Here is a 23,519-nt window from a genome sequence, read left to right on the forward strand (position 1 = left end):
CATACCCTCCCTTGCTTCAGCGCTCGACGCTGCGGTTCCAGCGCGCATTGAACGAACCGCGCGTGGCGTTGATGGTATCCCAATCGACCACGTGTGCGTTCTGCATGTACTGCTGGAACTTGGCCAGCATCTCCTCGCTGCCGGCCGGCGCGGTGACGGTCTTGTTCGAGGGGAAGTGGCCGCCGAACTCCAGCGCCTTGCTCTGGGCCTGCGCGGTCAGCAGGTAGTGCGCCAGCTTCTGCGACAGCTCGGGCTCGGAGTTGCCGGCGATCACGCACTCGGCCACCATCAGGATCACCGAGCCTTCCTTGGGCTGCACGTACTCCACGGGGATGCCGCGGCGCTGGAACCGCGCCGTGGCCGTGGGCGTGAGGGGGAAGATGGCGGCTTCGCCCGACTGGATCATTTCCGACAGCTTGGCGGTGTTGGGGATGTACTCCAGCACGTTGGGGCCGATGGTGTCGTCCCACTTGGAGAAGCCGGGGTCCACGTTCTTCTCGTCGCCGCCCTGGATGCGGTTGAACATCATGAACGCGTGCAGCCCGAAGGTGCTGGTGGCGGCCGACTGGAACACCACCTTGCCCTTGTACTTGGGATCGGCGAGGTCCATCCACGACGTGGGCGGGGCCCAGCCCCGCTCGGCGAACAGCTTGGTGTTGTAGGCCACGCCGGTCATGCCGGTGTCGATCCCCGCGGCCATGCCGTTCTTGATGAGCGCCGCAGGGTACAGCTGCTGCAGCGCGGGCCCGTCCTGCAGCTTGTCGCACAGGCCCATCGAGATGGCGCGGCTCATCACGCCGTCGTCGAGGAACATGACGTGCATCTGCGGGTTGTCCTTGTAGGCCTGGGCCTTGGCCAGCACGTCCGTGGACGTGCCCGGCACGACGACGATCTTGACGTTGTTCTCCTTCTCGAAGGCGGGGAACACGTGCTGGGTGAAGGCGCGCTCCATGTCGCCGCCGTTCATGCCCACGTAGAGCGTTTTCTGCTGCGCCCAGGCCGTGCCCGACAGGGTCGCGGCCAGGAGTGCGGCGCCCGTCAGCAAGCGCAGGGTGCGCCGGCCGGTTTGCTTGCCGCGGTTGCAATCGATCTTCATGATGACTCCAGCGTTTGCTCAGACAGGACAGGGCGATGCGCGGCCGCCTGAGCGGCAGCCGCATATCGTTCGATGCCGAATGCATCGATGGAAATCGGAGACTGGCCCGTGCACACCAGGTCGGCCAGGACCTCGCCGACGGCGGGGCCGATCTGGAAGCCCGCGCCCGACAGGCCGAAGGCGTGGAACAGGCCCGGCGTGGTGCGGCTCGGCCCCAGCACGGGGTTGTGGTCCGGCATGCAGCCCTCCACCCCCGACCAGAAACGGATCACGTGCGCGCCGCGCAGCGCCGGCAGCAATGCGGCGGCATTGGCCAGCAGGGCCGGCACATCCTGCCCCGACGGGCGGGCGTAGTCGGGATCGGACGATACGCCGCGCCCGCCGCCGATGATGCAATTGCCGCGCGCCACCTGGCGCGCATAGATGCCGCCGCCCTGCATGCCCAGGCTGAGCGTCATGAAAACGGGCAGCGGCTCGGTAACCAGCATCAGCGGATGGATCGCGCTTTCCGGCACGGGCTCGCCGAAGGCCGCCGCGAAGCGGCCCGCCCAGGCGCCGGCGCAGTTCAGCAGGTAGCGCGCGCGCACTTCCAGGCCCCCGGCGGCATGCAGCACGAAACGCTCGCCGTCGTGGTATGCCCCATGCACCGGACACTGCTCGCGCACGTCCGCCCCCAGCCTGCGGGCCGCCGCGGCAAACGCCGGCGAGACGAGCCGGGGGTTCGCATGGCCGTCCTCCGGGCACAGCGAGCCGCCCACCACGCTGTGGCCCAGCCAGTCATAGCGCTGGCGCAGCTCGGTGGCGCCCAGCATGCGCAGATGCATGCCATAGCCGCGGGTGCTGTCCCGGTAGGCTTCCAGTGCGGCAAGGTCCGCCTCGCTGCGCGCCAGCTTCAGGTGGCCGGAGCGCACGTATTCGCCGTCGATGCCTATCAGTTCAGGCAGCCGGCCCCACAGCGCGTGGGCGCGCTGCGTCAGCGGCATCTGCGCCAGCGGCCTGCCCTGGCGCCGCACGCCGCCGTAGTTCACGCCGCTGGCCTTGGCGCCGCACAGGGCGCCTTCGAACAGCATCACCGGCACGCCGCGCTGGCGCAGGAACAGCGCGGCGCTGCCGCCCACGATGCCGCCGCCGATGATGGCGACCTCGGTTTCGAGGCGGCCGCTCATGAATGGACCTCCGGTGCTGCGCGGCGCAAGGCGATCGGCAGCGGCTTGACGGGCGGCTGGTTGCGCAGCCGCCCCACCTGCCCCGGCGTGCTGGCGCAGGCGTGCGCCAGCAGCTCGCCGGCCGCGACGCCGCACATGCGGCCCTGGCAGCGGCCCATGCCGATGCGGGTAAAAGCCTTGAGGCGGTTGATCTCGGCCACGCTGTCGTGCGCGGCGGCGCTGCGCAGCGCCCCCACGGTGATCTCCTCGCAGCGGCACAAGGTCACGTCGTCGTCCAGGCTGCGCAGCCAGTCGTGGGGGAACGGAAACGCGCGCTCCAGCGCCTGCCGCACCCGCGCATTGCGCGCCAGGCGCTGCTCGAGCCGTTGCGCGCGCGCCGCGTCCCAGGGCAGGCCGGCATCCTGCAGCAGCGCCAGCGCGGCGCGCTCGCCCGCCAGCTCGGCGGCATCCGCGCCGGCAATGCCGGCGCCGTCGCCCGCCACGTAGACGCCCGGCACCGAGGTGCGTCCGGCGGCATCGCGCCGCGGCAGCCAGTTGCGGTCCTGTGCGTCGTATTCGAACTCGCAGCCCGCCAGGCTGGCCAGTTGCGTCTCGGCGCGCAGCGCCAGGCCGTAGGCCACGGCGTCGCAGGCCACGTGCCGCTCGCGGCCGCCGCAGACGAAGGCCAGCCCCTCCACGCGCTCGCCGCCCATGATGCGCGCGGGCCGCGCGCCCTTGTACAGCGGTACGCCGTGGGCGCGCAGCCAGCCGACGTAGTACAGCCCCTTGGCCAGCAGGCCCGGGGCGCGCAGCAGGCCGGGCAGCGCGGCCAGGCCGTCGCTGCGACACGCCGTGTCGACCACCGCCACGACCTGCGCGCCGGCCCGCGCATACTGGTAGGCCACCAGGTAGAGCAGCGGCCCCGTGCCCATGAAGGCCACGCGGGACCCCACCGTGCAGCCCTGGAATTTCAGCGCCACCTGTGCTCCGCCCAGCGTATAGACCCCGGGCGTGAGCCAGCCGGGCAGCGGCAGGACGCGGTCGGTGGCGCCCGTGGCCAGAATCAGCCGGCCGTATGGCAGCTGCTCGTGCATGCCGTCGCGCATCAGGTCCAGCATGCCGGGCTCGCAGTTCCAGACCAGCGTGCCGGGCCGGTAGTCGACCCGCCCCGCCAGGGCGGCCATGGCGCCGTGCAGCCGGCCGGCCTTGCGGTGCTCGAAGCCGTACAGCGCGGCCTTGTCGCGCACGAAGCCTGCGGGGGGCTGGCGGTAGATCTGCCCGCCCGGGCGCGGCGCCTCGTCCAGCACCACCGGCCGCAGGCCCGCTTCCGCCAGGGCCTGCGCGGCCCGTATGCCGGCCGGGCCGGCGCCCACCACCACGGGCGGCAGGGTATCCGTCGCCGCGTTCATGCGCGGCTCCTGCCGTCCGCCGGCTGCGACAGCAGCCGCATGCCGGGCTGCACGAAGGTCGAGCAGGCGCGCAGGCGCGTGCCGTCCTCGCCCAGCACCCAGCAATCCTGGCATGCCCCCATCATGCAGAATCCGGCGCGCGGCCCGCCGCTAAACTCCGAACGCCTCAGGCGTTCGGCCTGCGTGAGTATGGCCGTGAGCACCGTATCGCCGGCCATGGCCTGCATCGGTTGCCCGTCCAGCGTGAAAGGCACTGCGCGGCGCTGCGTCTCGGCCACGCGTTTCAGTATCGCCATCGGAATGGTTTTCCGTCGTGTGTTGCAGCAATCGGGCTCAGTGCCCGCCCACCAGGATGCGGTCCAGCCCGTACACCCGGTCCAGCAGCAGCATGGTCACCGCGGTAAGCGCGATCACCAGCGCCGACACGGCCGCCATCATCGGGTCGATGGACTCGGTGGCGTACATGTACATACGCACCGGCAGGGTGATGGTGGTGGGCGCCGTGATGAACACCGACATGGTCAGTTCATCGAAGCTGTTGATGAAAGCCAGCAGCCAGCCGCCGGACACGCCCGGCAGGATCAGCGGCAGGGTCACCTTGAAGAACACGGTGGCGCGGCCCGCGCCCAGCGACAGCGCGGCGTGTTCGATGGAGCGGTCGAAGCCCACCAGCGCGCCGATCACCAGCCGCATCACATAGGGCGTGATCACGATCACGTGGGCCAGCACCAGCCAGGCGAAGCTGCCCGTGGTGCCGATCAGCGCGAAGAAGCGCAGCAGCGCCACACCCAGCACCAGGTGCGGGATCATGAGCGGCGACAGGAACAGGCCGTTGAGCGCGTCGCGCCCCGGGAAGCGATGGCGCGTGATGGCCAGCGCAGCCGGCACGCCCAGGCAGATGGCGATGCTGGCCGACAGGAACGCGAGCCACAGGCTGTTGCGGAACGCCTGCATGAAATTGGGATGCTCGAACACGGCTGCGAACCAGCGCAGCGAGAAATGCGTGGTGGGGATGGTGAGCGTGGTCTCGGGCGTGAAGGCCACCAGGCACACGATGACCAGCGGCGCCAGGATGAACGCGACCACCAGGAAATTGAACGCCAGCGCGACAGGACCGTTCTTCAGCATGGAGATTCCTTTCTGCGTCGACGCGCCCTAGCCCAGGCTGCGCCGGTACGAGCGTTCCACCACGCGGTTGTAGGCCATCATGATGATCACGTTGGCCAGCAGCAGCAGGATGGCGATGGCGGCGCCCAGCGGCCAGTTCAGGTCCGACAGGAACTCGTCGTACACCACGGTGGCCACCATCTTGAGGCGGCGCCCGCCCAGCAGCGCCGGGATGGCGAAGGAACTGGCCGACAGCCCGAACACGATGAGGCTGCCCGACAGGATGCCGGGCGCGGCCTGCGGCAGCACCACGCGCAGCATGGTCTGCAGGCGCGAGGCATTGAGCGAATAGGCGGCGTGCTCCACGCTGGGATCGAGCTTCTGCAGCGAGGTCCAGACCGGAATGATCATGAAGGGCAGCATCACGTGCACCAGCGCGATGATGACGGCCGTGGGCGTGTACAGCAGCGCCCCCAGCCCCAGCGCCTCGGCGGCCCGCCCCAGCGGGCCGGACGGGCCCAGCAGCATGCTCCAGCCGAAGGCCCGCACCACCAGCGAGATCAGCAGCGGCGACAGCACGGCAAGCAGGCAGATCGAGCGCCACGGCTTGCGCATGCGGCTCAGGATGTAGGCCTCCGGCGCGCCGATCAGCACGCAGATCAGCGTGGTGAGCCCGGAGATCCAGAACGTGCGCCAGAAGATCTCCAGGAAATACGAGTCCGACAGCACCGTGAGGTAGTTGCCCAAGGTGTGGCCCGGCTGTATGCCCGTGTCGTAATCGAAACGATGGAACGACAGCATGAAGGTGAGCAGCAGCGGCGTCACGACCAGCGTAAGGAACAGCACCGTCAGCGGCAATGCGCCGGCGAAGCTCAGGCCCGCGCCGTTGCGTCGGGCGGCCGGGGCGCCGGCCGCGCCGGGCTGTGCAAGCGTGCTCATGTCAGGCCTCCGCCGGCATGGAGGCCGGCTTGGGGGCCGGCAGCACGCGCACCACGTCGGGCGCCCAATCGAGCCCCAGGGCTTCGCCATCCGCGTATGGCTTGCGGCCGTCGTTGGGCGCCAGCACCGTCAGCATGCCCAGCGGCGTAGCCATCTCGTACAGCCACTGGCTGCCCAGGAAGTAGCGTGCCGCCACGGTGCAGCCCAGGCGGCCCTGCCCGGCAGCCACCGGCACCAGTTTCTCGGGGCGCAGCGACACCAGCACCGCGTCGCCCGCGTGCAGCCCGGCGCCGTCGACGCTGAGCGCCGTATCGCCGCAGCGCAGTTCGGCCTGCGCGCCCGCGCGCTCCACGCGGGCCTGCAGCAGGTTGGTCTTGCCCACGAAGCGCGAGATGAATTCGCTGCCCGGGTGCTCGTACATGCGGTAGGGCTCGTCGATCTGCGTGGCCCGGCCCGCTTCCATGACGACGACACGGTCGCTGATGGACAGCGCCTCGGCCTGGTCGTGCGTGACCATGATGGTGGTCGTGCCCAGCCGCCGCTGGATGTTGCGCAGCTCGAACTGCATGTCTTCGCGCAGCTTGGCGTCGAGGTTGGACAAGGGCTCGTCGAGCAGCAGCACCGGCGGGCGTATCACCAGCGCGCGCGCCAGCGCCACGCGCTGGCGCTGCCCGCCGGAAAGTTCGCGCGGATAGCGGTCGGCATAGGCATCGAGCTTCACCATGGCCAGCGCCTCGCGGGTGCGTTCGGCGCGCTCGGCCTGCGGCACCTTGCGCATCACCAGCCCGAAGGCCACGTTGTCGGCCACGGTGAGGTGCGGAAACAGCGCATAGCTCTGGAACACGATGCCCAGCCCGCGGGTGTTGGGCCGGGTGTGCGTGATGTCGCGCCCATCCAGGTGGATGCGGCCGCGCGTGACGTCGGCGAACCCGGCGATCATCTGCAGGGTCGTGGTCTTGCCGCACCCCGACGGGCCCAGCAGCGAGACGAACTCGCCCTGTTCCACCGACAGGTTCAGGTCGGCCACCACACAGAGATCGCCGTAATACTTGGAGACGTGCTCCAACCGTAGAAAAGCCATGTCCGCCTCGACCGCCCGCAAGGGCTGTTGCGGGCGGCGCTATGACGCCACCCGGATGACTGCAGAGGCTGCGAGTCTAGGAGGACCGGCAAAAACCGGTCAATAGGGCTTTTCCGTAGAACCGAATTTTTATATTGATTTTTCCGATATACGGAATTAGTGTAGCGCTGTTCCCTGAAATAGTTTCCTATTTCGAAATACCTATGAAAGAAAAATCCTCGGAAGACAAACAGGGCGGCGTGCTGCAGCGTGCCTTCGCGGTGCTGCGGGTGCTCGCCGAGGCGCGCGGCGAGCCCCTGCGCCTCACCGATATCGGCGCGCGCACCGGCCTGGCGCCGGCCACGGCGCACCGCGTGCTGCAGGCCCTGATGGACGAAGACATGGTGGTGCAGCCCGGCCAGAGCAAGGCCTATCAGCTCAGTGTGGCCTGGTTCGCGCTGGCGGCAGCGGCCGGCAACCATCACTCCTCGCTGCGCGCGGTGTGCCGCCCGGCCATGCTGCGCCTGTCGGGCATGCTGCACGACACCGTGTTCCTGCTGGTGCGCCATGGCTTCGACGCCATCTGCCTGGACCGCATCGACGGCCCCTATCCCGTGCGCTCGCACACGGGCGACATCGGCGGCCGGGTTCCGCTGGGGCTGGGCCAGGGGGGGCTGATCCTGCTGGCTGCGCTGCCCGAGGCCGAGCGCGAAGCCGTGATCCGCTTCAACATCCCCAGGCTGCACCACCTGGGCTTCCTCGACGAGATCTCGCTGCGGGTGCAGATCCGCCAATACCTGGAACAGCACTATGTCCTGAGTTCCGGCCCCGCGCTGTATCCGGGAACCACCGGCCTGGGCGTGCCCGTGCAGGATTGCACCGGCCAGACCGTGGCGGCGCTGAGCATCGCCGCGCCGTCCGAACGCGTCAGCGCCGAACGGCTGCCGCTCATCGTCGAAGCCCTGCAAAAGGAAGCGCGCCAGATCGGCGCGCAGATCAACCCGTTCGACCCGGCACTGCGCCGGCCCAGCCAGTTCCTGGGCACGGGAAATCAGGCGCCGCCAGGATGAACGGCGGCGCCTTCAGCGCGCCGCCTGCTCGTAGTAAGCAGCCAGCGCCCGGATCTCCTCGGGCGTGAGCCGCTGCGCGAACGCACGCATCACGCCCACGTCGTCGTTGCGCCGCTGGTTGGCGCGGAATGCGTTCATCTGGTCGATGAAATACTGCTGGGGCTGTCCGGCCAGGCGCGGCAGCAGCACGCCCTCGCCCCGCCCTTGCGGCCCGTGGCAGTTGGCGCAGGCGGGCAGCGCGCGCGCGTTCTCGCCGGCCACGTCGAGCGTGCGGGCGGACTCCTGCGCCTGGGCGGGCGGATTCGCCGCCGGCGCCGCCAGGGATCCGTAATGGCGCGCCAGGTCGCCGATCTCCTGCGGGCTCAGGCCTTTTGCGATGGTCGTCATCAAGGCATGGTTGCGGCTGCCGTTGCGGTAGTCGTCCAGCTGCTTGGCGATGTACTCGCTGCTCAGGCCGGCGAGGTTGGGGAAATTGCCCTGGCCCGGCGCGATGCCCTGCTGCCCATGGCAGGCCACGCAGGCCTGCACGCCGGCATCGGGCTTGCCGGCCGCGGCCAGCTTGGCGCCCGCCTGCGGGTCGCCCTCGCGCACGGCCGCTTCCCATTCCGACTTGAAGGCCGTGAAGTCCAGCGCGCTGCGGCCGGGAACGGGCTCGGCCGGCTGCGGTGCGGGAATCTGGCCCATGCCGGCCTGCGCGGTCGTGCCCGGGGGCGGGTTGGCGGGAGAGGCAGGAGACGGGGCGGACGCCGATTCCCCGGGCGGCTCGGGCGCGGGTGCCCGCACCTCGGTGGCCCGGATCGATACGCCGGTATGCAGGATCTGGTATGCCGTGGCCGCCAGCATGGCGAGCGGCAGGCCCAATGCCAGGCCCACCACGACTGCGATGCCGCCGCGGTTCGCGCCCATGGCTACACCAGCGGCCCCGGCGAACGCAGATAGTCCGCCTTGATCTTGTCCACGATCCAGTAGGCGGTGGCGCCTACGGTGGCAGTGGGGTTGTAGTTGGAGTTCTGCGGAAACAGCGCCGCGCCGGTCACGAACACATTGGGCACGTCCCACACCTGGCCGTAGCGATTGACCACGCTGGTCTTGGGATCGTCGCCCATGATCGCGCCGCCGGTGAGGTGGGTGGACTGGTAGGCCGTTGCGCTGAAAGGCCGCTTGCGCGGGCCCGGCTCCGTGGCCTGCACGCCCTTCATGGCCTTGCCGATTTCATCGCCTTTCGCGGTGAGGAAGGCCGACAGCCTGATGTCGTTGTCGGGCAGGTCATAGGTGACGCGCAGCAGCGGCAGGCCCCAGGCGTCCTTGTAGGTGGGGTCCAGGCTGAGGTAGCTGCCGCGCGTGGGCTGGGCCGAGCCCGTGATGGTGATGGAAGCCGAATGGTTGTAGTAGCGCCTGACGGCCCGCTTCCATTCCGCGCCCCATGCGGCGGTGCCCTTGGGCACGGGGTGATAGCCGATGGGCGCGCCGCTCACCACCTGGATCTGCAGGTAGCCGCCGCCCACGAAGCCATGCGGACCATGGTCGAAGTTGTCGGCGCTGAAGTCGTCCATGGTGACCGCCACCGCACCGGCTCCCATGAACGGATTGATGTGCACCGACTCGTCGAAGAACAGGTTCACGCCCGAGGTGGTCTGGTGGGTGTAGTTGCGGCCCACCACGCCGGTTCCGGTCTCCGGGTCGTAGGGTTCGCCGATGCCGGAGAGCAGCAGCAGGCGCACATTGTTGATGCCGAAGGCGCACAGCACCACGATCTCGGCCGGCTGGAACACTTCTTCGCCGGCCTCGTCCACGTAAGTCACGCCACGGGCGCGCTTCCTGTCTTCGCTCAGCTCGACGCGCAGCACGTGGGCGCCGGTGCGCAGTTCGAAGTTCTCCATCTTCAGCGCCACGGGCAATATGCAGACCTGCGGCGACGCCTTGGCAAAATGCTCGCAGCCGAAGTTCGAACAGAAGCCGCAGTACACGCACGCGCTCATGTGCAGGCCTTCCGTGTTGGTGTACGGACGCGTGCACAGCGCCGACGGCTGCACGTAGGGGTGGTAGCCCAGGCTGCGCGCGGCCTCGCCGAACAGCGACGACGCATAAGGCACCTTCATCGGCGGGTTGGGGTAGGGCCGCGAGCGCCAGGGCTCGAAGGGGTTGCCGCCCTCCTGCTTCTGGCCCTTGATGTTGCCCGCCTGGCCGGAGGCGCCGATCAGGTAGTCGAAGCGATCGAAGTTCGGCTCCAGTTCGTCGTAGGTGAGCGGCCAGTCCTGGCTGGTGAGGTCGTCGTCGAAGATGTCCGCGCCGTAGCGCTCGGTGTAATGGCTGCGCAGCACGAAGTCGGTGGGATCGAAGCGGTAGTACGCCCCCGACCAGTGGTTGCCCGCCCCGCCCAGGTGCGTGCCCGGATAGGCGAACTGCCAGCGGCGCATCGGCAGCGCCTTCTGCCGCGTGTTGTTCCTGAAGGTGTAGGTCTCGGTGGCCGCATCCTGGTGCAGTTCGTGGCGCCGCGTGTACTTCAGTTCGTCGTGCACGGCGGGGCCCTGGAAATCGGGCGAGGGCCAGCGCGGCTGGCCGCGCTCCAGCACCACCACGCGCTGTCCGGCCGCCGCCAGCTCCTTGCCGATGATCGCGCCGGTCCAGCCCCCGCCTATGATGGCCGCGTCCACGGGCGGCAGGTTCTTAGCCATGCGGACCTCCCGGCGCGGTATGGGAATGCGGCTTCGCGGTGGCAATCGACACCGGCTCGCCCTGCCAGGGCACGCCATGGCGCTCGATGTCGTTGGAGAAACTGGCGTAGGCCCCCGGGAATCCCACCAGTTTCCACCCCACCATGCCGGCATTGCCGCCATACATGGGATCGCAGAAAAAACCCTCCACCGTACCGTCCAGCACGGCCTGGAAGAACAGGCTCGAGGGCAGCGGCGAGAAATCGAGCTTGCCGGCCTGCATGGCGGCCAGCCATTCATCCTGATCGGCCGCATCCAGTTCGGCGAACGGCTTGCCCGTCTTGGCGCGGGTCGCTTCATCCAGCGCCGCCAGGCCGCGGCGGAACATCTCGGCCGGCGTGTACGAGAGCTGGTAGCCCTGCTCCGGCGTGCCGGCCTCGAACGGCCCCTGCCGGTACAGTTGCGCCCCGGCCCCCCACGCGCCCGCCAGCTGGCCGTCGAGGAACACCGTGACGCCCGCCTCCTTGGCGCCCGGACCGAGATCGTCCGCCGGGATCAGCCGCGCGGCGATGGCGTCCATGGCGGCGGCCTCCTGGGCATTGAAGAACTTGAAGGTGCGCGCCGCAGCGTCGGCCGGCGATCCGGCCGCGCTGCCTGCCGCTTCGGGGGCCCCGTCAGGGGCGGCCTGCGCCGGGCGTGCCGAGGCGCCCGCCCATGCGCCGGGCACCGCGAAGGTCAGGACCTTGAGTACTTCGCGCCGGCCGGCAACGGGTGGCTTGTCCATGCAGATCCTCCGGGAGAGAGGCGTACGGTGCCGTACGCCCTGGCTGGTGGCGCCTCCCAGCAATTAGCTTGCCCGGCATGGCGCTTGCGGCGCGACAGGCCCGGCGCAAGCGCCGTGTCCGTCCGGAGATCGCCATGTCCCGCCCCATTCTGTTCGCTGCCCGGAGCCTCTTTGCGACGTCGGCCTGCCTGGCCGGCCTGGCCGCAGCAGCCACCGATCCCGCCGCTCCGCGCACCGAGGGAGATCGTCCGCACGCCGGGCACCAGGCGCCGCAGGAGCAGGAGCAAAAAATGCAGGACGAGGAAAAAAAGTCGGATCCGGCCCAGCCGCCGCAGGATCCGCCCGCGGCGCAGGGCCGTACCCAGGACGAAGGCGGCAACGCCAATCGCGGCGGGCAGGCTCCCGCGGGAGGCACCGGCTCTCCCGGCCACGGCGGGCTGCCGGGCTCGGGCGCGTCGTCCGGCTCCGGCGGCACGCCCGACCTCCGGTAAGGCCTCAGGCTCCCGCCATGCGTTCGCAGGCGTCGGCGCAGCGCCGGCAGGCCGCCGCGCACTCGTCCATGCCATCCAGGCCGTCGCAGCTGTCGGCGCATTGCCGGCAGATCGACGCGCAATCGGCGCAGGTATGGCGATGGTGGGGAACGCCCAACAGCATGAAATGCGCCGCGATGCGGCACATCTCGGCGCACGCCATCATCAGGCGGAAATGCGCCGGGGCGACATGCTTGCCGCCCTGCTCCAGGCAATGCTGCATGGCCGTGCCCAGGCACTGCTTGTAGCAGTTCAGGCATTCGTCCACGCACAGCTGGCTTTCAGGCGTGGCCTTCATCGGGATCCTCCTTCGTCGTCGGAACGGCGCGCGCCCGCCCGCACGTGCGGGCCGCTGCGGCTTTCCAGCTCTTCCTCGGTTTCGGTGCGCAGCGCGCGCTGCGATTTGTGGCCGCGTCCGGCCAGGCCGGCATCCTGCGCCGGCGTGCGCTCGGCGGCGCTGCGCTCGTCGAGCGAGCCGCCGCCGTGCCCGGCCGCGCGGCGGCCGGAATGGACATGTTCATACGCCTCGTCGCCAGGCTTGCGGGCAGTGTTCATCTGTGCCTCCTTGAATCGACGCAATGGAATGCGGACCACGCGGCGCGTGCCCGCACCCTGGCGCAGCATGGGGCGTGCCGGCCTGCGCCGGTCTAGCGCGCAGGCGCGCCGACCGACGGCCCGCCCACGGCGATGCGCATGCTGCTGCGCGGCAGCGCCGGCAGCCGCCCGAAATCCAGGCTGAGGTCCTGTCCGGGCAGCACGCGGTACTGCAGCCGGCCGAACAGGAAGGCCAGGGTCTCGGCCATCACCGTCGTGGCCACGCCCTCCCCGGGGCAACGGTGGCCCAGCGCCACGCCATTGCCGCCCTGCGGCACGAAACTGTAGACGTCGGGCTCCCGCTCCAGGAAACGCCGCGGGTCGAAGACTTCCGGGTCGGCCCAGGCCCGCGGGTCGTGGTTGGTGCCATACAGATCGAACAGCACGCGGCGCCCTCGCGGGAACACCGCGCCCTGCCACGCGAAGGTCTCGCGCACCCGGGCCGCCACGGCAGGAAAGAAGGGGTAGAAGCGGCGGACCTCGTCCAGGAAAGCCTGCAGGCGGGCCGGGTCGCTGCCGTCCAGCGGCGGCACCTCGGCCGGATGCCGATGCGCGGCCAGGGCGGCGAACACCACGAACACCGAGGTCGCCACGGTGGGACGCAGCAGGTTCAGCAGCTCCACGGCCGCCACGCGGGCGGGCAGCGGCCGCCCCCGGAAATCGCGATGTGACGACACCTCGGCCAGCGCATGCCTGGCCCGCAGCCGGCCGCGGCGCACCGCTTCCACCAGGCCGGCCAGCCATTGTTCCAGCGCCATCCGCGCCGCACGGGCGGCGAGATTGCCTGCCAGGCCAGCCGCCGCATCGTCATACAAGGCAGTCAGTTGCCGCATACGCTGCCCCACCTCGTGCCCGGCCAGCGGAACCCCCGCCCATGCGCACACCGCGCGCGTCAGCACGGCGCGGGCCGCGTCATACAGCACGACCTCGCCGTCGGCGGGCCAGGTCTGCGCCTCGCGCGCCCACTCGCTGCGCACGCAATCGCCCAGCACCCTCACCCGCTCGGGCGCGAGCACTTCCAGAAACAGTGCCTTGCGGTGCACGTGATGCGCGCCATCCAGCCCCTGCACGCCCCCATGGCCGAACAGCGTCGACCGCAGCAGACGCGGCGCGGCGCCGGCGCGCTGCATGCGCGCCGTGTCATAGAACACCTCGCCCGCCTGCGGGCCCGTCATGCAGATCGCGGGCGCAAACAGGATGCGGGCCTCGAAGCAGTCCGAACCGAGCTGCGCGCACCGGCGCGAGATGTAGCGATACGGATCGGCCAGGAATGCTGCGGTGCTGTCCAGGCGTTGGTCGCGCGGCATGGCGGGCATGAGGGCCTCCGGGGATGCGGGCCCCGCGGCTGCGCAAGCGCCATGCCCGCGGCGCCGGCATCAACCGCCGGCGGGGATGTGCCGGTGCCGGAACGGCAGCAGCGACAGGTCCAGGCACGCAGGCCCCGGCGTGTCGCAATCGATGATGCGCGCGCAGAGCGGCGCGAACGCAGCGCGGAAGTGGTTCTTGGCCTTCACGCAGAGCAGTCGCAAGGCCGCAGGATCGATGCCGTGCAGCGCATAGAAGCCGGGATCGTCTCCGGCCACCACGCGTTCGGTGACGATGACGCGTGCATCGGGCAGGCCCTCGAAGCGCAGCAGCACGCTGCCGCCGCAGCTGCGCTGCACGCCCCGCTGCATGGGACCGGTGTTGCGGAAGTTGCCGTCGGTGAGGCGCTCCACCACAACCCGGGCCGGCACCGGCTGCCCGAACTCCGCGCCGTGGCGCCCGCCCAGCGTCACCGCCAGCACGCCGCCCACGCCGGCCTGCCGCGCGGCCTGCACGATGCCCGGGTCGGCGAAGCTGGCGAACAGGCAGGGCACCTGGGGGCGGGCCTGCAGCATGGCCCTGAGCAGGCCCGGCGTGTCGCCGCCGCCGCCCGACAAGGGGTTGTCGGAAGACTCGGTAACCGCCACCAGGCCGGGCTGCGCATGGGCCAGCGCCTGCGCCACGACCTCGTCCGGCCCGGGCAGGGTGGCGCGGAACTCATCCGCCAGGTCGTGCACCCGCTGCATCACCTTGCGGGCTGCCGCAAGCGCCTGCACGCCGTCGGGGTCGCCCGCCGCATCGCTCACCACGAACACCGAGGCGCCGGTGGCGGGGGTATCCGAGTAGGGAAAGCCGCCGAATACCCCGACCTCCAGTACGTCCTGCACGGTGGCCTCGCGCGCCGCGCGTTCCAGCTCCGCCATGGGCCCGCCCACCGTGCGCATATTGATGCTGGGCAGGATGACGCCCTCGTTCAGCACGACGCGGCGGGTCTGCAGCTGGCCGGCGGCACATTGCAGCAGCCCGGCCAGCACGCGTTCGGCCGTTTCGGCCATGTCGACGTGCGGATGCGTGCGATAAACCGAGGCATAGTCCAGCACCTGGGCCCATTCCGCGGGCATGTTGCCGTGCAGGTCGAAACTGGCGCCCAGCGGCACGTCCGGCAGCAGGCCGCGGATCATGAGCGCAATATCCAGTTCCGGCGTATCCCGGCCCGCCGCGATGGCCGCCCCATGCAGCGACAGATAGACGGCGTCCCAGCCGCCCTGGTCCATGCCGGCGCGCAGCCCGGCTTCGATGTCGGCGGCGTAGCGTTCGATCACCTCGGGGTCGATCGGCCCGGAAGGCAGCGCTGCGGCACAGCGCAGCACCACCACTTCCCATTCGGGATGCGCCTCGGCAAACGCCGCCACCGCGCCGAGCTCCGTGGCCGTGCCGCGCATGGCCTCCAGCGCTTCCTGGCCCTGGCGCCACTCATACTGCTCGAACTGCGCCATGCCCGTGGGCATGGGGCTGAACGCATTGCCCTCGAACCACAGGCGCGCCACCGCCATGCGCCTGCGCTTCATGGCTTGCCGCCCTGCATGTTCTTCATGACCTCGGCATACCGCGCCTGCTCGGCGCGCAGGTGCTCCGCCAGGCGCTCGGCCGGGCCGCCCACCGGCACCGCGCCCAGGGCCTTGAACCGCTCCAGGGTGGCAGGCTCCCGCTCGAACGCGTCGATTTCCTTGCTGATGCGGTCGACGATCTCCTTCGGCGTGCCCGCCGGCGCCACGACCACGAACCACGAGGGCAGGACATATCCGGGCACCGTCTCGCCCACCGGGCGCACGCCCGGCAGCACCGCCAGCTCTTCCGTGCTCGCCACGCCCAGGGCCACGACCTTGCCGGCACGGATGTTTTCCAGCGCGGTCGGGACATTGTCGCCGGCCAACTGGATGTGGCCGGCAATCAGGTCGGTGGTGGCCTGGGCTGCACCCTTGTACGGCACGTGCGCGATGTCGACGCCGGACAGCTGCTTGAGCAGCTCCAGCTGGATGTGGCCGGTGCTGCCCACGCCCGGCGAACCCCAGTCGAGCTCGCCGGGGCGCTTGCGGGCCGCCTCGAGCAGGTCGCCCATGTTCTTGAAGCCGGTGGCCGGGTTGGCCAGGATCACATTGGGCACGTCGGCCACGTACGAGACGGCGGTGAAGTCCTTGGCGGGATCGAACGAAAGGTTGGGATAGATGTGCGGATTGATCGCCAGCGGCCCCGGCGTGCCCATCAGCAGGGTGTAGCCGTCGGGCTTGGCGCGGGCCACCTCGGCCGCGCCGATGTTGGCTCCCGCCCCCGGCCTGTTCTGCACGATGACGGTCTGGCCCAGGCGCTTGCCCAGGCCTTCGGCCACCAGGCGGCCCAGCACGTCGGTGGTGCCCCCCGCGCCGAACGGCACGATGAGCTCGATGGGCTTGCTCGGCCAGGCATCGGCCGCGGCGGCCGGTGCGCTCGCCAGCGCGAGCACGGGAAGCAGCGCCAGGGCCGAGGCCGACAGGCGCCGGCGGAAACCGGAAAGAACGCCGCTGCCGGCAGAATGTATAGGGTTCACGGTGCACAACTCCATTGATCGAAAATTTCCTGCGGTATGGGGCAAGCCCCGCCATGCGGCATGCGTCAGAGCCCTGCGTCGGACTCCCGGACCAGCGCGCCATACAGGTCCGGGCGCCGGTCGCGCCGGGCCGGATAGGCGATGCGCGCTTGGTCCACGCGGCTGCGGTCGATGTCGGCCACCAGCAGCGCGTCGGAACGCGTATCGGCGCTGGCCAGCACCGCGCCATCGGGCCCGGCGATGAGGCTGCCGCCGCCCATCTGCCAGTCGCCTTCCTGGCCCACCTTGTTGGCGGCCACCAGGAAGCAGCCGTTCTCGAAGGCGCGCGTGCGCAGCACTTCCTGGAACATGTGCACCCGCGAGGTGGCATAGGGGGCGATCAGCAGCTCCGCGCCATTGACCATCAGGCTGCGGGCGGTTTCGGGGAAACCCATGTCGTAGCAGATGCCGATGCCGATGCGCCAGTCGCCCTTGCGGTAGGTATCGAAGCGCGTGCCGTAGCGGAAGTAGAGCTTCTCCAGGCTCAGCACCGCGGCGGGATGCACCTTGCGGTACTTGAACGCGATGCTGCCGTCCGGCTCCACGTGCATGGCCGTGTCGAAGTAAAGCCCCGCCCCGGCCTTCTCGTAGATCGTGGCCACCACCGCGATGCCGTGCCGCTGCGCGGCCTCGCGGATGGCGCTGACGGTGGGGCCGGCTTCGTCCTCGGCCAGCGCGTGGTAGCGGGAATCCTGGTACTGCGCGAAGAAGATCGTGTTGAAGAACTCCGGCAGCACCACCAGCTCGGCGCCCTGCCCGGCCGCCTCCTCCACATAGGAACAAGCCCTGGCGATGTTATTGCGCACGTCTTCGGTACTGCGCATCTGCACACATGCAATCTTCATGATCCCCGACCTCAATACATATGATCCATTTTGATAGAATATAGATCAAATGATCTATCGCGGCAACGGCCGCTGCGTCTCACAGGGAAAGCCACCATGAGCCACATCTTCCACCGCACGCCGCTGCATCCTCCCGCCCAGGCCGTACAAGGCCAGGGCAGCTTCCTGGTCGATGCCTCGGGGCGGCGCTACTACGACGGCTCGGGTGGCGCGGCCGTCTCGTGCCTGGGGCATTGCCATCCCGAAGTGGTGGCGGCCGTGGTGCACCAGATGGGCAGGCTGGAATACGCCCATACCAGTTTCTTCAGTTCCGAACCGGCCGAGCAGCTGGCCGAACTGCTGGCAAGCCGCTCGCCGACCGGCCTGGCGCACTGCTATTTCGTGGGCAGCGGCTCGGAAGCCGTGGAAACGGCGCTGAAGATGGCGCGCCAATACCATGTCGAACGCGGCCACACCGGGCGGCACCGCACCATCACCCGGCTGCAGAGCTATCACGGCAACACGCTGGGCGCCCTGGGCATGGGCGGCCACATGGGGCGGCGCGCGATCTACCAGCCCATGCTGCCGGCCGTGCAGCATGTGTCGCCCTGCTTTGCCCGGCACTACAAGCTGCCCGGCGAATCCGACGACCAGTACGGCACCCGGCTCGCCGGCGAACTGGAACAGACCATCCTGGAGCTGGGGCCGGATACCGTCAGCGCCTTCCTCGCCGAGACCGTGGTGGGCGCCACGGCCGGCGCCGTCTGCGCCGTCCCGGGCTACTTCCGCAAGGTGCGCGAGGTCTGCGATCGCCACGGCGTGCTCCTCATCCTGGACGAAGTGATGTCCGGGCTGGGCCGCACGGGCTCGTACCATGCATTCGAACAGGAAGGCGTGGTGCCCGACCTGCTCTGCCTGGCAAAGGGGCTGGCCGGCGGCTACCAGCCCATAGGCGCCGTCATGGCGCAGGATCGCATCGTCGACACCATCGTGGGCGGCTCCGGCGCGTTCCAGCATGGCCACACCTACGTCGGCCATCCCGTGGCCTGCGCCGCCGCCCTGGCGGTGCAGCGCATCGTGCACCGCGACGATCTCGTGGCGCGCTCGGCGCAATTGGGCGAATACCTGGCGCAATCGCTGCGGCAGCGGTTCCAGGATCACCCGCATGTGGCCGACATCCGCGGGCGCGGGCTGTTCCAGGCCATCGAACTGGTGGCCAGCCGCGACACCGATGCGCCGTTCGACCCCGGCATGCAGCTGCATGCGCGCATCAAGCGCGCGGCCCTGGCAGGGGGGCTGCTGTGCTACCCCGGCGGTGGTACGATCGACGGCCGTGCCGGAGACCACGTGCTGCTCGCGCCCCCCTACATCACCACCGAAGCCGAGCTCGACGCCGCCGTCGGCATCCTGGCGCAGGCGATCGACGACACGATCTCCACCCTGGACCCGCCACACAGGAATCTCCATGGATAAACGCGCCGTCGACGAGCTCATCGAAGCGCGCTACGCCGAATTGCCGCCCACGCTGCAGCGCGCCGCGCGCCATGCAATCGATCACCCACGGTCGATTGCGCTGCATTCCATGCGCGCCGTCGCCGCCGAGGCCGGGCTGCAGGCCAGCGCCATGCACCGCCTGGCGCGCGAACTGGGATTCGAGGGCTACGAAGCCCTGCGCGACGTATACCGCCGATGGCTGGCCCAGGATGGCGCCTCCTTCACGCAGCGCGCCACCGCGCTGCAGCGCCGCGGCCACGCCGACAAGACCGAGAGCCTGGTCCATGAGCTGGTCGACGCCGAACTGCGCAACCTGCAGCAGCTGGCAGACCCGGCCGTGCTGGCGGCCTTGCGGGCCGCGCGCGACATCCTTACCGGCGCCGCCCGCGTTTTCGTGGCCGGGCTGCGCAGCCTCTATCCTGCCGCCTTCTATTTCAACTATGCGTGCGGCATGTTCCGCGGCAACACCACCCTGCTGTCGGGCATGGGCGGGATCTTCGTCGACGACCTCCGGCATGCCGCCAAGGGCGATGCGCTGGTCGTGTTCAGCAGCGAGCCCTATGCGCGCGACACGGTTGCTGCGGTGCGGTTCGCGCAGAAGCAGGGCCTGAAGATCATCAGCATCACCGACAGCGCCGTCTCGCCCATCTCCAGCCAGGCATCGGCGCTCATCGTGGTCCCGAACGCCACGCCGTCGCTCTTTCCTTCCGTCGTGCCCGCACTGGAGATCGCCCAGGCGCTGGTTGCGCTGCTGGTGGCCAGCGGCGGCCAGGCCAGCCTCAAGGAAATCCGCAAGAGCGATGCCCAGCTGCGCGACTTCGCGGTGTACGTGCAGCCCTAGGGCGCCATCCCGCAACGCGGAACACTAGAGGGAAGCACGCACCGGAAAATACAGGGTGAAGCGGGTGCGGCCGCCGGCCGAGTGCACGTCCACCCTGCCGCCGTGGGCAGCCATGATGGCGCGGGTGATCGCCAGCCCCAGGCCCGTGTTTTCCGAGCCCGGATCCGGCCAGGCCGGACCGCGGCCTGCCCGGGAAAAGCGCTCGAACAGCATGGGCTGGATCTCGGCCGGGATATCGTCGCCCTCATTCTCGACGGCGATGCTCACCTGCGTGGTGTCCGCATGCACCTCCACCAGGATGGTGCCCTGGGGCGGCGTATGGCGCAGCGCGTTGGACAGCAGGTTGCCCAGCGCCCGGCGCAGCATCAGGCGGTCGCCGGTGATCCGGGCATCACCGTGCCGGCGCAGCCGTACCTGCTTGTCGTCCGCCAGGGGCTCGTAGAACTCGAACAATCCCTGCACTTCCTCGGCCACCTGGATCGTCTCGGTGCCGGACAGCTCCAGGCCGTGCTCCATCTTCGCCAGATACAGCATGTCGGCCACCATGCGTGCCAGGCGCTGCAGCGCCTGCGCATTGGCGGCCAGCGCATCGCGGTAGGCTGCCGCATCGTGCTCCTGCGACAGCACCGCCTGGGTCTGCGCGAGCAGGCTGGCCAGGGGCGTGCGCAGCTCGTGCGCGAGGTCGGAGGAAAACGCGGACAGCCGGTTGAAATCCTGTTGCAGCCGCTCCAGCATCGCGTTGAGATTGACGGCGAGATCGGCCATTTCCACCGGCACGGCCTCCGCCGGCATGCGTTCGTACACACGCTGGCTGGTGACGGCCTCGGCGCGCGCCGCCATGGCGCGCAGCGGCGCCAGCCCCCGGCGCGACGACCACCAGCCCAGCAGCCCGCAAGCCAGGGCGGCCAGCGCCACATAGAAGGCCAGCGAGCGCTGGAACCCCTGGAGGAAATGCGCATGGACGCCCGTGTCCATGGCCACCAGCAGCGTGGCGGGCGGCCGGTCGGGCATCTGGGTCCAGATGCCGCGATAGACATGGCCGTCCTGCTCCCATTGGAGGGCGCCGCTGCCCGCCGTCGCCCGGCTGGTGGCCACCAGCGCCGTCCCGAAATCCACCTCCGGCGTCGCATAGGCCACCGACTCGCCCACGCGTACGTACACCTGCAGGCGCTGCGGGTGCCCGTCGAGCGCCGCCAGCCGCTCGGGCAGCGTTTCCGGCTGGCCGGCGCGCAGCGCCTGCCGCACCTGCTGGAGCGAGTCGGCGAGCTGGGCGTAATCCTGTTCGGCGAAATGCCGGTCGATCGCTTCCCGGATCAGCAGGGCCAGGCCCAGCAGCACCAGCGCCGAGCTCAGGCCGAACAGCGCAGTCAGGCGCGCCGTGAGCGACAGACGCGAGTTCAAGCGGCGTCTCCCGCCGCGACCACCCGTAATTTCATGCGCAGCTCCCCATGGACAACCGCCGCTAGTGTACGGCCCGGCCTTCCCCGTCGCCATGAAGGCGACCGCCCCGGCGCCTGCATCGGCACGAGGTGCCGAAGAAGTAGCCATCTGAAATACGTGTAACACACTCAGAGGGAAGGGTTGTTACGGTAACGCACTTGCAGCATTGCCGTCATTTGGGCTCTCTAGGATCGTCGCCAAGCGGAAATGGCAGCTGCCGTCCCGCGTCCCGTGCGAGGTTTGCCCCGATGATGGTCCTGGATCGCGTTGTACATGCCCACACTCCCCTGCCTCCGGAGATGCTGCGCTTCGCCCGCATGCACGGACGGGAAGGGCTGTCCATGCTCTATGAGTTCGAGGTGGACCTGCTGTCGCCCACGCCCGCGCTGGAACTGCGGGCCCTGCTGGGCAAGCCGGTGACGCTGGAGATCGAGACCGGCGGCGCGCCGCGCTACCTGGGCGGCCATGCGGTGCGCTGCGTGCTGGTGGGGCGCGAGGGCGACACGTCGCGCCTCTACCGCTACCGCGTCACGCTGCGCCCGTGGCTCTGGTACCTGACCCAGACTTCCGACAGCAAGATCTTCCAGCAGCTTTCGGTGGTGGACGTGATCCGCCAGGTGCTGGCGGACTATCCCTTCCCCGTGGACTACCGTCTCACCGGCTCCTACCGGCAATGGGAATACTGCGTGCAGTACCAGGAAACCGATTTCGACTTCGTCAGCCGGCTGATGGAGCATGAAGGCATCTATTACTGGTTCCGCCACGATGCCGACGGCCACACGCTGGTGCTGTCGGACGACGTGGCGCAGCACGACCCCTGCCCCGAGGCCGAACGCCTGCCCTACTACGGCCCCGACCGCGTCACCGTGCCGCAGGACGAGCATGTGTACAGCTGGCAGGTGGCCGAGCAGATCACGCCCGACGGCTTCGCCACCGTGGACTACGACTTCCGCAAGCCGGCCGCGAGCCTGGACGCGCAGGCCCGCAACCCCGGAGCCTATCCGCATGGCGAGCTGGAAATGTACGAGTGGCTGGGCGGCTACACCGAACCCGAGCATGGCGAGCAGTATTCGCGCCTGCGGCTCGAAGCCCTGCAGGCGCAGCGCGAGAGCGTGCTGGGCGCCTGCAATGCGCGCGGCTTCGCGCCCGGTTACCTCTTCACGCTGCGCAACCACCCGCGCGCCTCGGAGAACCGCGAATACCTGATCTCGGAGGTCCGCTATCACATCGCCGAGAGCGGCTACGCCAGCGGCGCCGAAGACGCGGTGTTCGAGGCCGACTTCCGCGTGCTGCCCTCCAACGTGCCGTTCCGCCCCCAGCGGGTGACGCCGGTGCCCCGCACGCACGGCCCGCAGACCGCCCGGGTGGTGGGCCAGCCCGGCGAGGAGATCTGGACCGACAAGTACGGCCGCGTGAAGGTCCAGTTCCACTGGGACCGCTATGGCCAGCGCAACGAGAACAGCTCGTGCTGGGTCCGTGTCTCCAGCCCCTGGGCGGGCGGCGGCTTCGGCGGGATCCAGCTGCCGCGCGTGGGCGACGAAGTGATCGTGGACTTCATCGGCGGCCATCCCGACCGGCCCATCATCATCGGCCGCGTCTACAACGGCGGCAACATGCCGCCCTGGGAGCTGCCCGGCAACGCCACGCAAAGCGGCTTCCTGAGCCGCTCCAAGGACGGCAACCCGAACACGGCCAACGCGCTGATGTTCGAAGACAAGTCGGGCTGCGAGCACATCCTGCTGCACGCCGAGCGAGACCTCACCACCGAGGTCGAGGCCAACGAACTGCACATGGTGGACGGCAACCGCGTCACCACCATCGCCGGCAGCGACACCCTCACCGTGGGCGGCACGCGCACCACCACGGTCGCCGGGCACGAAACCGAAACCTTCAATTCGGGCTCGACCCGCACCGTGAACGGCGACGTCTCGGAAACCATCAACGGCAATGAAACCCGCACGTTCAACGGCAACGTCACCGAAACCATCAACGGCAACGAGACGCGCACGATCACCGGCACGATGACCGAGTCCATCACCGGCCTGGTCACCGAAACCCGCGACGCCGGCGAGACGCGCACCGTGACCGGCGCCGTGTCGGAAACACTGGACGGCACCTTCACGCAGAACATCACCGGCATCCAGACGCTGACGCACGACGCCAACGTGGACCACACGATCACCGGCAACCACACCTTCACGGTGGACGGCAATCGCGAATACAAGACCACGGGCACCTTGAACCAGACCGTCGATGGCGCGGTCACGCTCAAGGCGCCCAGCGTGCTGGTCGACACGCCGAGCTGGACCGTGACCAGCGGCTCGCAGCAGGCCTTCTGGACGCCGGCCTTCACGCGCGGCACGGGCGCACGCGCCACGGTGGTGGGCGCCGCCGCGGATCTGTGGGGCGTGCGGCAGCAGGTCTATGCCGGCGTCAACTCGCAGTTTTCCACGGTGAAGCTGGACCTGGCCGCCATCAAGAACACGGCCGACGGCTTCAGGCTCGGCGGCGCCGCCACCGAGATCAAGGCCATCGGCGTCCAGATCAAGAGCGGCGCGGCGGCCATCTACAGCCGCGTCGCCAGCATCTTCACATAGCGGATGG

At 69.6% G+C, this 23,519-nt stretch carries 22 protein-coding genes; 5 read left to right on the forward strand and 17 right to left on the reverse strand.

Annotation, left to right across the window (positions count from 1 at the left end; all coding sequences use genetic code 11):
- Positions 1-16: 16 nt before the first annotated feature.
- Genes ACYBYQ_RS20115 through ACYBYQ_RS20145 form a run of 7 tightly spaced genes read right to left on the reverse strand, consistent with a single transcriptional unit; the run spans position 17 to position 6,777 of the window.
- Positions 17-1,096 carry an ABC transporter substrate-binding protein gene (locus tag ACYBYQ_RS20115; RefSeq protein WP_459616187.1) on the reverse strand — a complete coding sequence of 360 codons (1,080 nt, stop codon included), beginning with the start codon at positions 1,094-1,096 and terminating at the stop codon, positions 17-19.
- On the reverse strand, positions 1,093-2,262 hold the full coding sequence (locus ACYBYQ_RS20120) for an NAD(P)/FAD-dependent oxidoreductase (RefSeq protein WP_459616188.1): 1,170 nt from the start codon (positions 2,260-2,262) through the stop codon (positions 1,093-1,095). The genes ACYBYQ_RS20115 and ACYBYQ_RS20120 overlap by 4 nt, the downstream gene beginning before the upstream one ends.
- Positions 2,259-3,650: an FAD/NAD(P)-dependent oxidoreductase gene (locus ACYBYQ_RS20125; protein ID WP_459616189.1), complete on the reverse strand. Its 1,392-nt coding sequence runs from the start codon at positions 3,648-3,650 to the stop codon at positions 2,259-2,261. Before ACYBYQ_RS20125 ends, ACYBYQ_RS20120 begins: the two co-directional genes overlap by 4 nt.
- Positions 3,647-3,946, reverse strand: coding sequence for a (2Fe-2S)-binding protein (locus tag ACYBYQ_RS20130; protein ID WP_459616190.1), 300 nt, complete (start codon positions 3,944-3,946; stop codon positions 3,647-3,649). The genes ACYBYQ_RS20125 and ACYBYQ_RS20130 overlap by 4 nt, the downstream gene beginning before the upstream one ends.
- A 37-nt stretch (positions 3,947-3,983) precedes the next feature.
- Complete coding sequence (locus ACYBYQ_RS20135) at positions 3,984-4,778, reverse strand: ABC transporter permease (RefSeq protein ID WP_459616191.1); 795 nt, start codon at positions 4,776-4,778, stop codon at positions 3,984-3,986.
- 27 nt (positions 4,779-4,805) lie between these two features.
- On the reverse strand, positions 4,806-5,696 hold the full coding sequence (locus ACYBYQ_RS20140) for an ABC transporter permease (RefSeq protein WP_459616192.1): 891 nt from the start codon (positions 5,694-5,696) through the stop codon (positions 4,806-4,808).
- A 1-nt stretch (position 5,697) separates the two neighbouring features.
- Positions 5,698-6,777, reverse strand: coding sequence for an ABC transporter ATP-binding protein (locus ACYBYQ_RS20145; protein ID WP_459616193.1), 1,080 nt, complete (start codon positions 6,775-6,777; stop codon positions 5,698-5,700).
- A 203-nt stretch (positions 6,778-6,980) separates the two neighbouring features.
- Here ACYBYQ_RS20145 and ACYBYQ_RS20150 point away from each other — a divergent pair, with 203 nt between their 5' ends.
- A complete protein-coding gene (locus ACYBYQ_RS20150) occupies positions 6,981-7,826 on the forward strand; it encodes an IclR family transcriptional regulator (protein WP_459616194.1) in 846 nt (281 codons plus the stop codon).
- 12 nt (positions 7,827-7,838) lie between these two features.
- Here the strand turns inward: ACYBYQ_RS20150 and ACYBYQ_RS20155 are convergent, their stop codons facing one another.
- Genes ACYBYQ_RS20155 through ACYBYQ_RS20165 form a run of 3 tightly spaced genes read right to left on the reverse strand, consistent with a single transcriptional unit; the run spans position 7,839 to position 11,264 of the window.
- On the reverse strand, positions 7,839-8,732 hold the full coding sequence (locus ACYBYQ_RS20155; protein WP_459616195.1) for a c-type cytochrome: 894 nt from the start codon (positions 8,730-8,732) through the stop codon (positions 7,839-7,841).
- Between the two features lie 2 nt (positions 8,733-8,734).
- A complete protein-coding gene (locus ACYBYQ_RS20160; RefSeq protein WP_459616196.1) occupies positions 8,735-10,501 on the reverse strand; it encodes a GMC family oxidoreductase in 1,767 nt (588 codons plus the stop codon).
- Entirely contained in the window at positions 10,494-11,264 is a 771-nt protein-coding gene (locus ACYBYQ_RS20165) for a gluconate 2-dehydrogenase subunit 3 family protein (RefSeq protein ID WP_459616197.1), read from the reverse strand. The genes ACYBYQ_RS20160 and ACYBYQ_RS20165 overlap by 8 nt, the downstream gene beginning before the upstream one ends.
- A 134-nt stretch (positions 11,265-11,398) precedes the next feature.
- Between ACYBYQ_RS20165 and ACYBYQ_RS20170 the strand changes: the two genes are divergently transcribed.
- Positions 11,399-11,755, forward strand: coding sequence for a hypothetical protein (locus tag ACYBYQ_RS20170; RefSeq protein ID WP_459616198.1), 357 nt, complete (start codon positions 11,399-11,401; stop codon positions 11,753-11,755).
- Between the two features lie 4 nt (positions 11,756-11,759).
- Here the strand turns inward: ACYBYQ_RS20170 and ACYBYQ_RS20175 are convergent, their stop codons facing one another.
- From ACYBYQ_RS20175 to ACYBYQ_RS20200, 6 genes are all read right to left on the reverse strand, one after another.
- A complete protein-coding gene (locus ACYBYQ_RS20175) occupies positions 11,760-12,092 on the reverse strand; it encodes a four-helix bundle copper-binding protein (RefSeq protein ID WP_459616199.1) in 333 nt (110 codons plus the stop codon).
- Positions 12,089-12,349 carry a hypothetical protein gene (locus ACYBYQ_RS20180; RefSeq protein WP_459616200.1) on the reverse strand — a complete coding sequence of 87 codons (261 nt, stop codon included), beginning with the start codon at positions 12,347-12,349 and terminating at the stop codon, positions 12,089-12,091. Before ACYBYQ_RS20180 ends, ACYBYQ_RS20175 begins: the two co-directional genes overlap by 4 nt.
- Before the next feature lie 92 nt (positions 12,350-12,441).
- Entirely contained in the window at positions 12,442-13,704 is a 1,263-nt protein-coding gene (locus ACYBYQ_RS20185) for a cytochrome P450 (RefSeq protein WP_459616201.1), read from the reverse strand.
- Positions 13,705-13,764: 60 nt separating this feature from the next.
- Positions 13,765-15,261, reverse strand: coding sequence for a M81 family metallopeptidase (locus ACYBYQ_RS20190; protein WP_459616202.1), 1,497 nt, complete (start codon positions 15,259-15,261; stop codon positions 13,765-13,767).
- Positions 15,258-16,277 (reverse strand): Bug family tripartite tricarboxylate transporter substrate binding protein, encoded by a 1,020-nt coding sequence (locus ACYBYQ_RS20195; RefSeq protein WP_459616203.1) that lies wholly within the window; start codon positions 16,275-16,277, stop codon positions 15,258-15,260. Before ACYBYQ_RS20195 ends, ACYBYQ_RS20190 begins: the two co-directional genes overlap by 4 nt.
- A 65-nt stretch (positions 16,278-16,342) precedes the next feature.
- Positions 16,343-17,161, reverse strand: a complete 819-nt coding sequence (locus tag ACYBYQ_RS20200) for a carbon-nitrogen hydrolase family protein (protein ID WP_459616204.1) — start codon at positions 17,159-17,161, stop codon at positions 16,343-16,345.
- 96 nt (positions 17,162-17,257) lie between these two features.
- Between ACYBYQ_RS20200 and ACYBYQ_RS20205 the strand changes: the two genes are divergently transcribed.
- Positions 17,258-18,613: an aspartate aminotransferase family protein gene (locus ACYBYQ_RS20205; RefSeq protein ID WP_459616205.1), complete on the forward strand. Its 1,356-nt coding sequence runs from the start codon at positions 17,258-17,260 to the stop codon at positions 18,611-18,613.
- Positions 18,606-19,475 (forward strand): MurR/RpiR family transcriptional regulator, encoded by an 870-nt coding sequence (locus tag ACYBYQ_RS20210; RefSeq protein ID WP_459616206.1) that lies wholly within the window; start codon positions 18,606-18,608, stop codon positions 19,473-19,475. Before ACYBYQ_RS20205 ends, ACYBYQ_RS20210 begins: the two co-directional genes overlap by 8 nt.
- Positions 19,476-19,499: 24 nt before the next feature.
- Here ACYBYQ_RS20210 and ACYBYQ_RS20215 read toward each other — a convergent pair whose 3' ends face one another.
- Positions 19,500-20,876, reverse strand: a complete 1,377-nt coding sequence (locus tag ACYBYQ_RS20215; RefSeq protein WP_459616207.1) for a heavy metal sensor histidine kinase — start codon at positions 20,874-20,876, stop codon at positions 19,500-19,502.
- Between the two features lie 290 nt (positions 20,877-21,166).
- Here ACYBYQ_RS20215 and ACYBYQ_RS20220 point away from each other — a divergent pair, with 290 nt between their 5' ends.
- Complete coding sequence (locus ACYBYQ_RS20220; protein WP_459618836.1) at positions 21,167-23,512, forward strand: type VI secretion system Vgr family protein; 2,346 nt, start codon at positions 21,167-21,169, stop codon at positions 23,510-23,512.
- The last annotated feature ends 7 nt before the right edge of the window (positions 23,513-23,519 follow it).

It is taken from the genome of Bordetella sp. 2513F2 (assembly GCF_054642735.1).

Excerpts from the sequence above, each read along its gene's own strand:
- ACYBYQ_RS20115 (WP_459616187.1), bottom strand. The coding sequence starts at position 1,096 with ATGAAGATCGATTGCAACCGCGGCAAGCAAACCGGCCGGCGCACCCTG.
- ACYBYQ_RS20120 (WP_459616188.1), bottom strand. The coding sequence starts at position 2,262 with ATGAGCGGCCGCCTCGAAACCGAGGTCGCCATCATCGGCGGCGGCATC.
- ACYBYQ_RS20125 (WP_459616189.1), bottom strand. The coding sequence starts at position 3,650 with ATGAACGCGGCGACGGATACCCTGCCGCCCGTGGTGGTGGGCGCCGGC.
- ACYBYQ_RS20130 (WP_459616190.1), bottom strand. The coding sequence starts at position 3,946 with ATGGCGATACTGAAACGCGTGGCCGAGACGCAGCGCCGCGCAGTGCCT.
- ACYBYQ_RS20135 (WP_459616191.1), bottom strand. The coding sequence starts at position 4,778 with ATGCTGAAGAACGGTCCTGTCGCGCTGGCGTTCAATTTCCTGGTGGTC.
- ACYBYQ_RS20140 (WP_459616192.1), bottom strand. The coding sequence starts at position 5,696 with ATGAGCACGCTTGCACAGCCCGGCGCGGCCGGCGCCCCGGCCGCCCGA.
- ACYBYQ_RS20145 (WP_459616193.1), bottom strand. The coding sequence starts at position 6,777 with ATGGCTTTTCTACGGTTGGAGCACGTCTCCAAGTATTACGGCGATCTC.
- ACYBYQ_RS20150 (WP_459616194.1), top strand. The coding sequence starts at position 6,981 with ATGAAAGAAAAATCCTCGGAAGACAAACAGGGCGGCGTGCTGCAGCGT.
- ACYBYQ_RS20155 (WP_459616195.1), bottom strand. The coding sequence starts at position 8,732 with ATGGGCGCGAACCGCGGCGGCATCGCAGTCGTGGTGGGCCTGGCATTG.
- ACYBYQ_RS20160 (WP_459616196.1), bottom strand. The coding sequence starts at position 10,501 with ATGGCTAAGAACCTGCCGCCCGTGGACGCGGCCATCATAGGCGGGGGC.
- ACYBYQ_RS20165 (WP_459616197.1), bottom strand. The coding sequence starts at position 11,264 with ATGGACAAGCCACCCGTTGCCGGCCGGCGCGAAGTACTCAAGGTCCTG.
- ACYBYQ_RS20170 (WP_459616198.1), top strand. The coding sequence starts at position 11,399 with ATGTCCCGCCCCATTCTGTTCGCTGCCCGGAGCCTCTTTGCGACGTCG.
- ACYBYQ_RS20175 (WP_459616199.1), bottom strand. The coding sequence starts at position 12,092 with ATGAAGGCCACGCCTGAAAGCCAGCTGTGCGTGGACGAATGCCTGAAC.
- ACYBYQ_RS20180 (WP_459616200.1), bottom strand. The coding sequence starts at position 12,349 with ATGAACACTGCCCGCAAGCCTGGCGACGAGGCGTATGAACATGTCCAT.
- ACYBYQ_RS20185 (WP_459616201.1), bottom strand. The coding sequence starts at position 13,704 with ATGCCCGCCATGCCGCGCGACCAACGCCTGGACAGCACCGCAGCATTC.
- ACYBYQ_RS20190 (WP_459616202.1), bottom strand. The coding sequence starts at position 15,261 with ATGAAGCGCAGGCGCATGGCGGTGGCGCGCCTGTGGTTCGAGGGCAAT.
- ACYBYQ_RS20200 (WP_459616204.1), bottom strand. The coding sequence starts at position 17,161 with ATGAAGATTGCATGTGTGCAGATGCGCAGTACCGAAGACGTGCGCAAT.
- ACYBYQ_RS20205 (WP_459616205.1), top strand. The coding sequence starts at position 17,258 with ATGAGCCACATCTTCCACCGCACGCCGCTGCATCCTCCCGCCCAGGCC.
- ACYBYQ_RS20210 (WP_459616206.1), top strand. The coding sequence starts at position 18,606 with ATGGATAAACGCGCCGTCGACGAGCTCATCGAAGCGCGCTACGCCGAA.
- ACYBYQ_RS20220 (WP_459618836.1), top strand. The coding sequence starts at position 21,167 with ATGGTCCTGGATCGCGTTGTACATGCCCACACTCCCCTGCCTCCGGAG.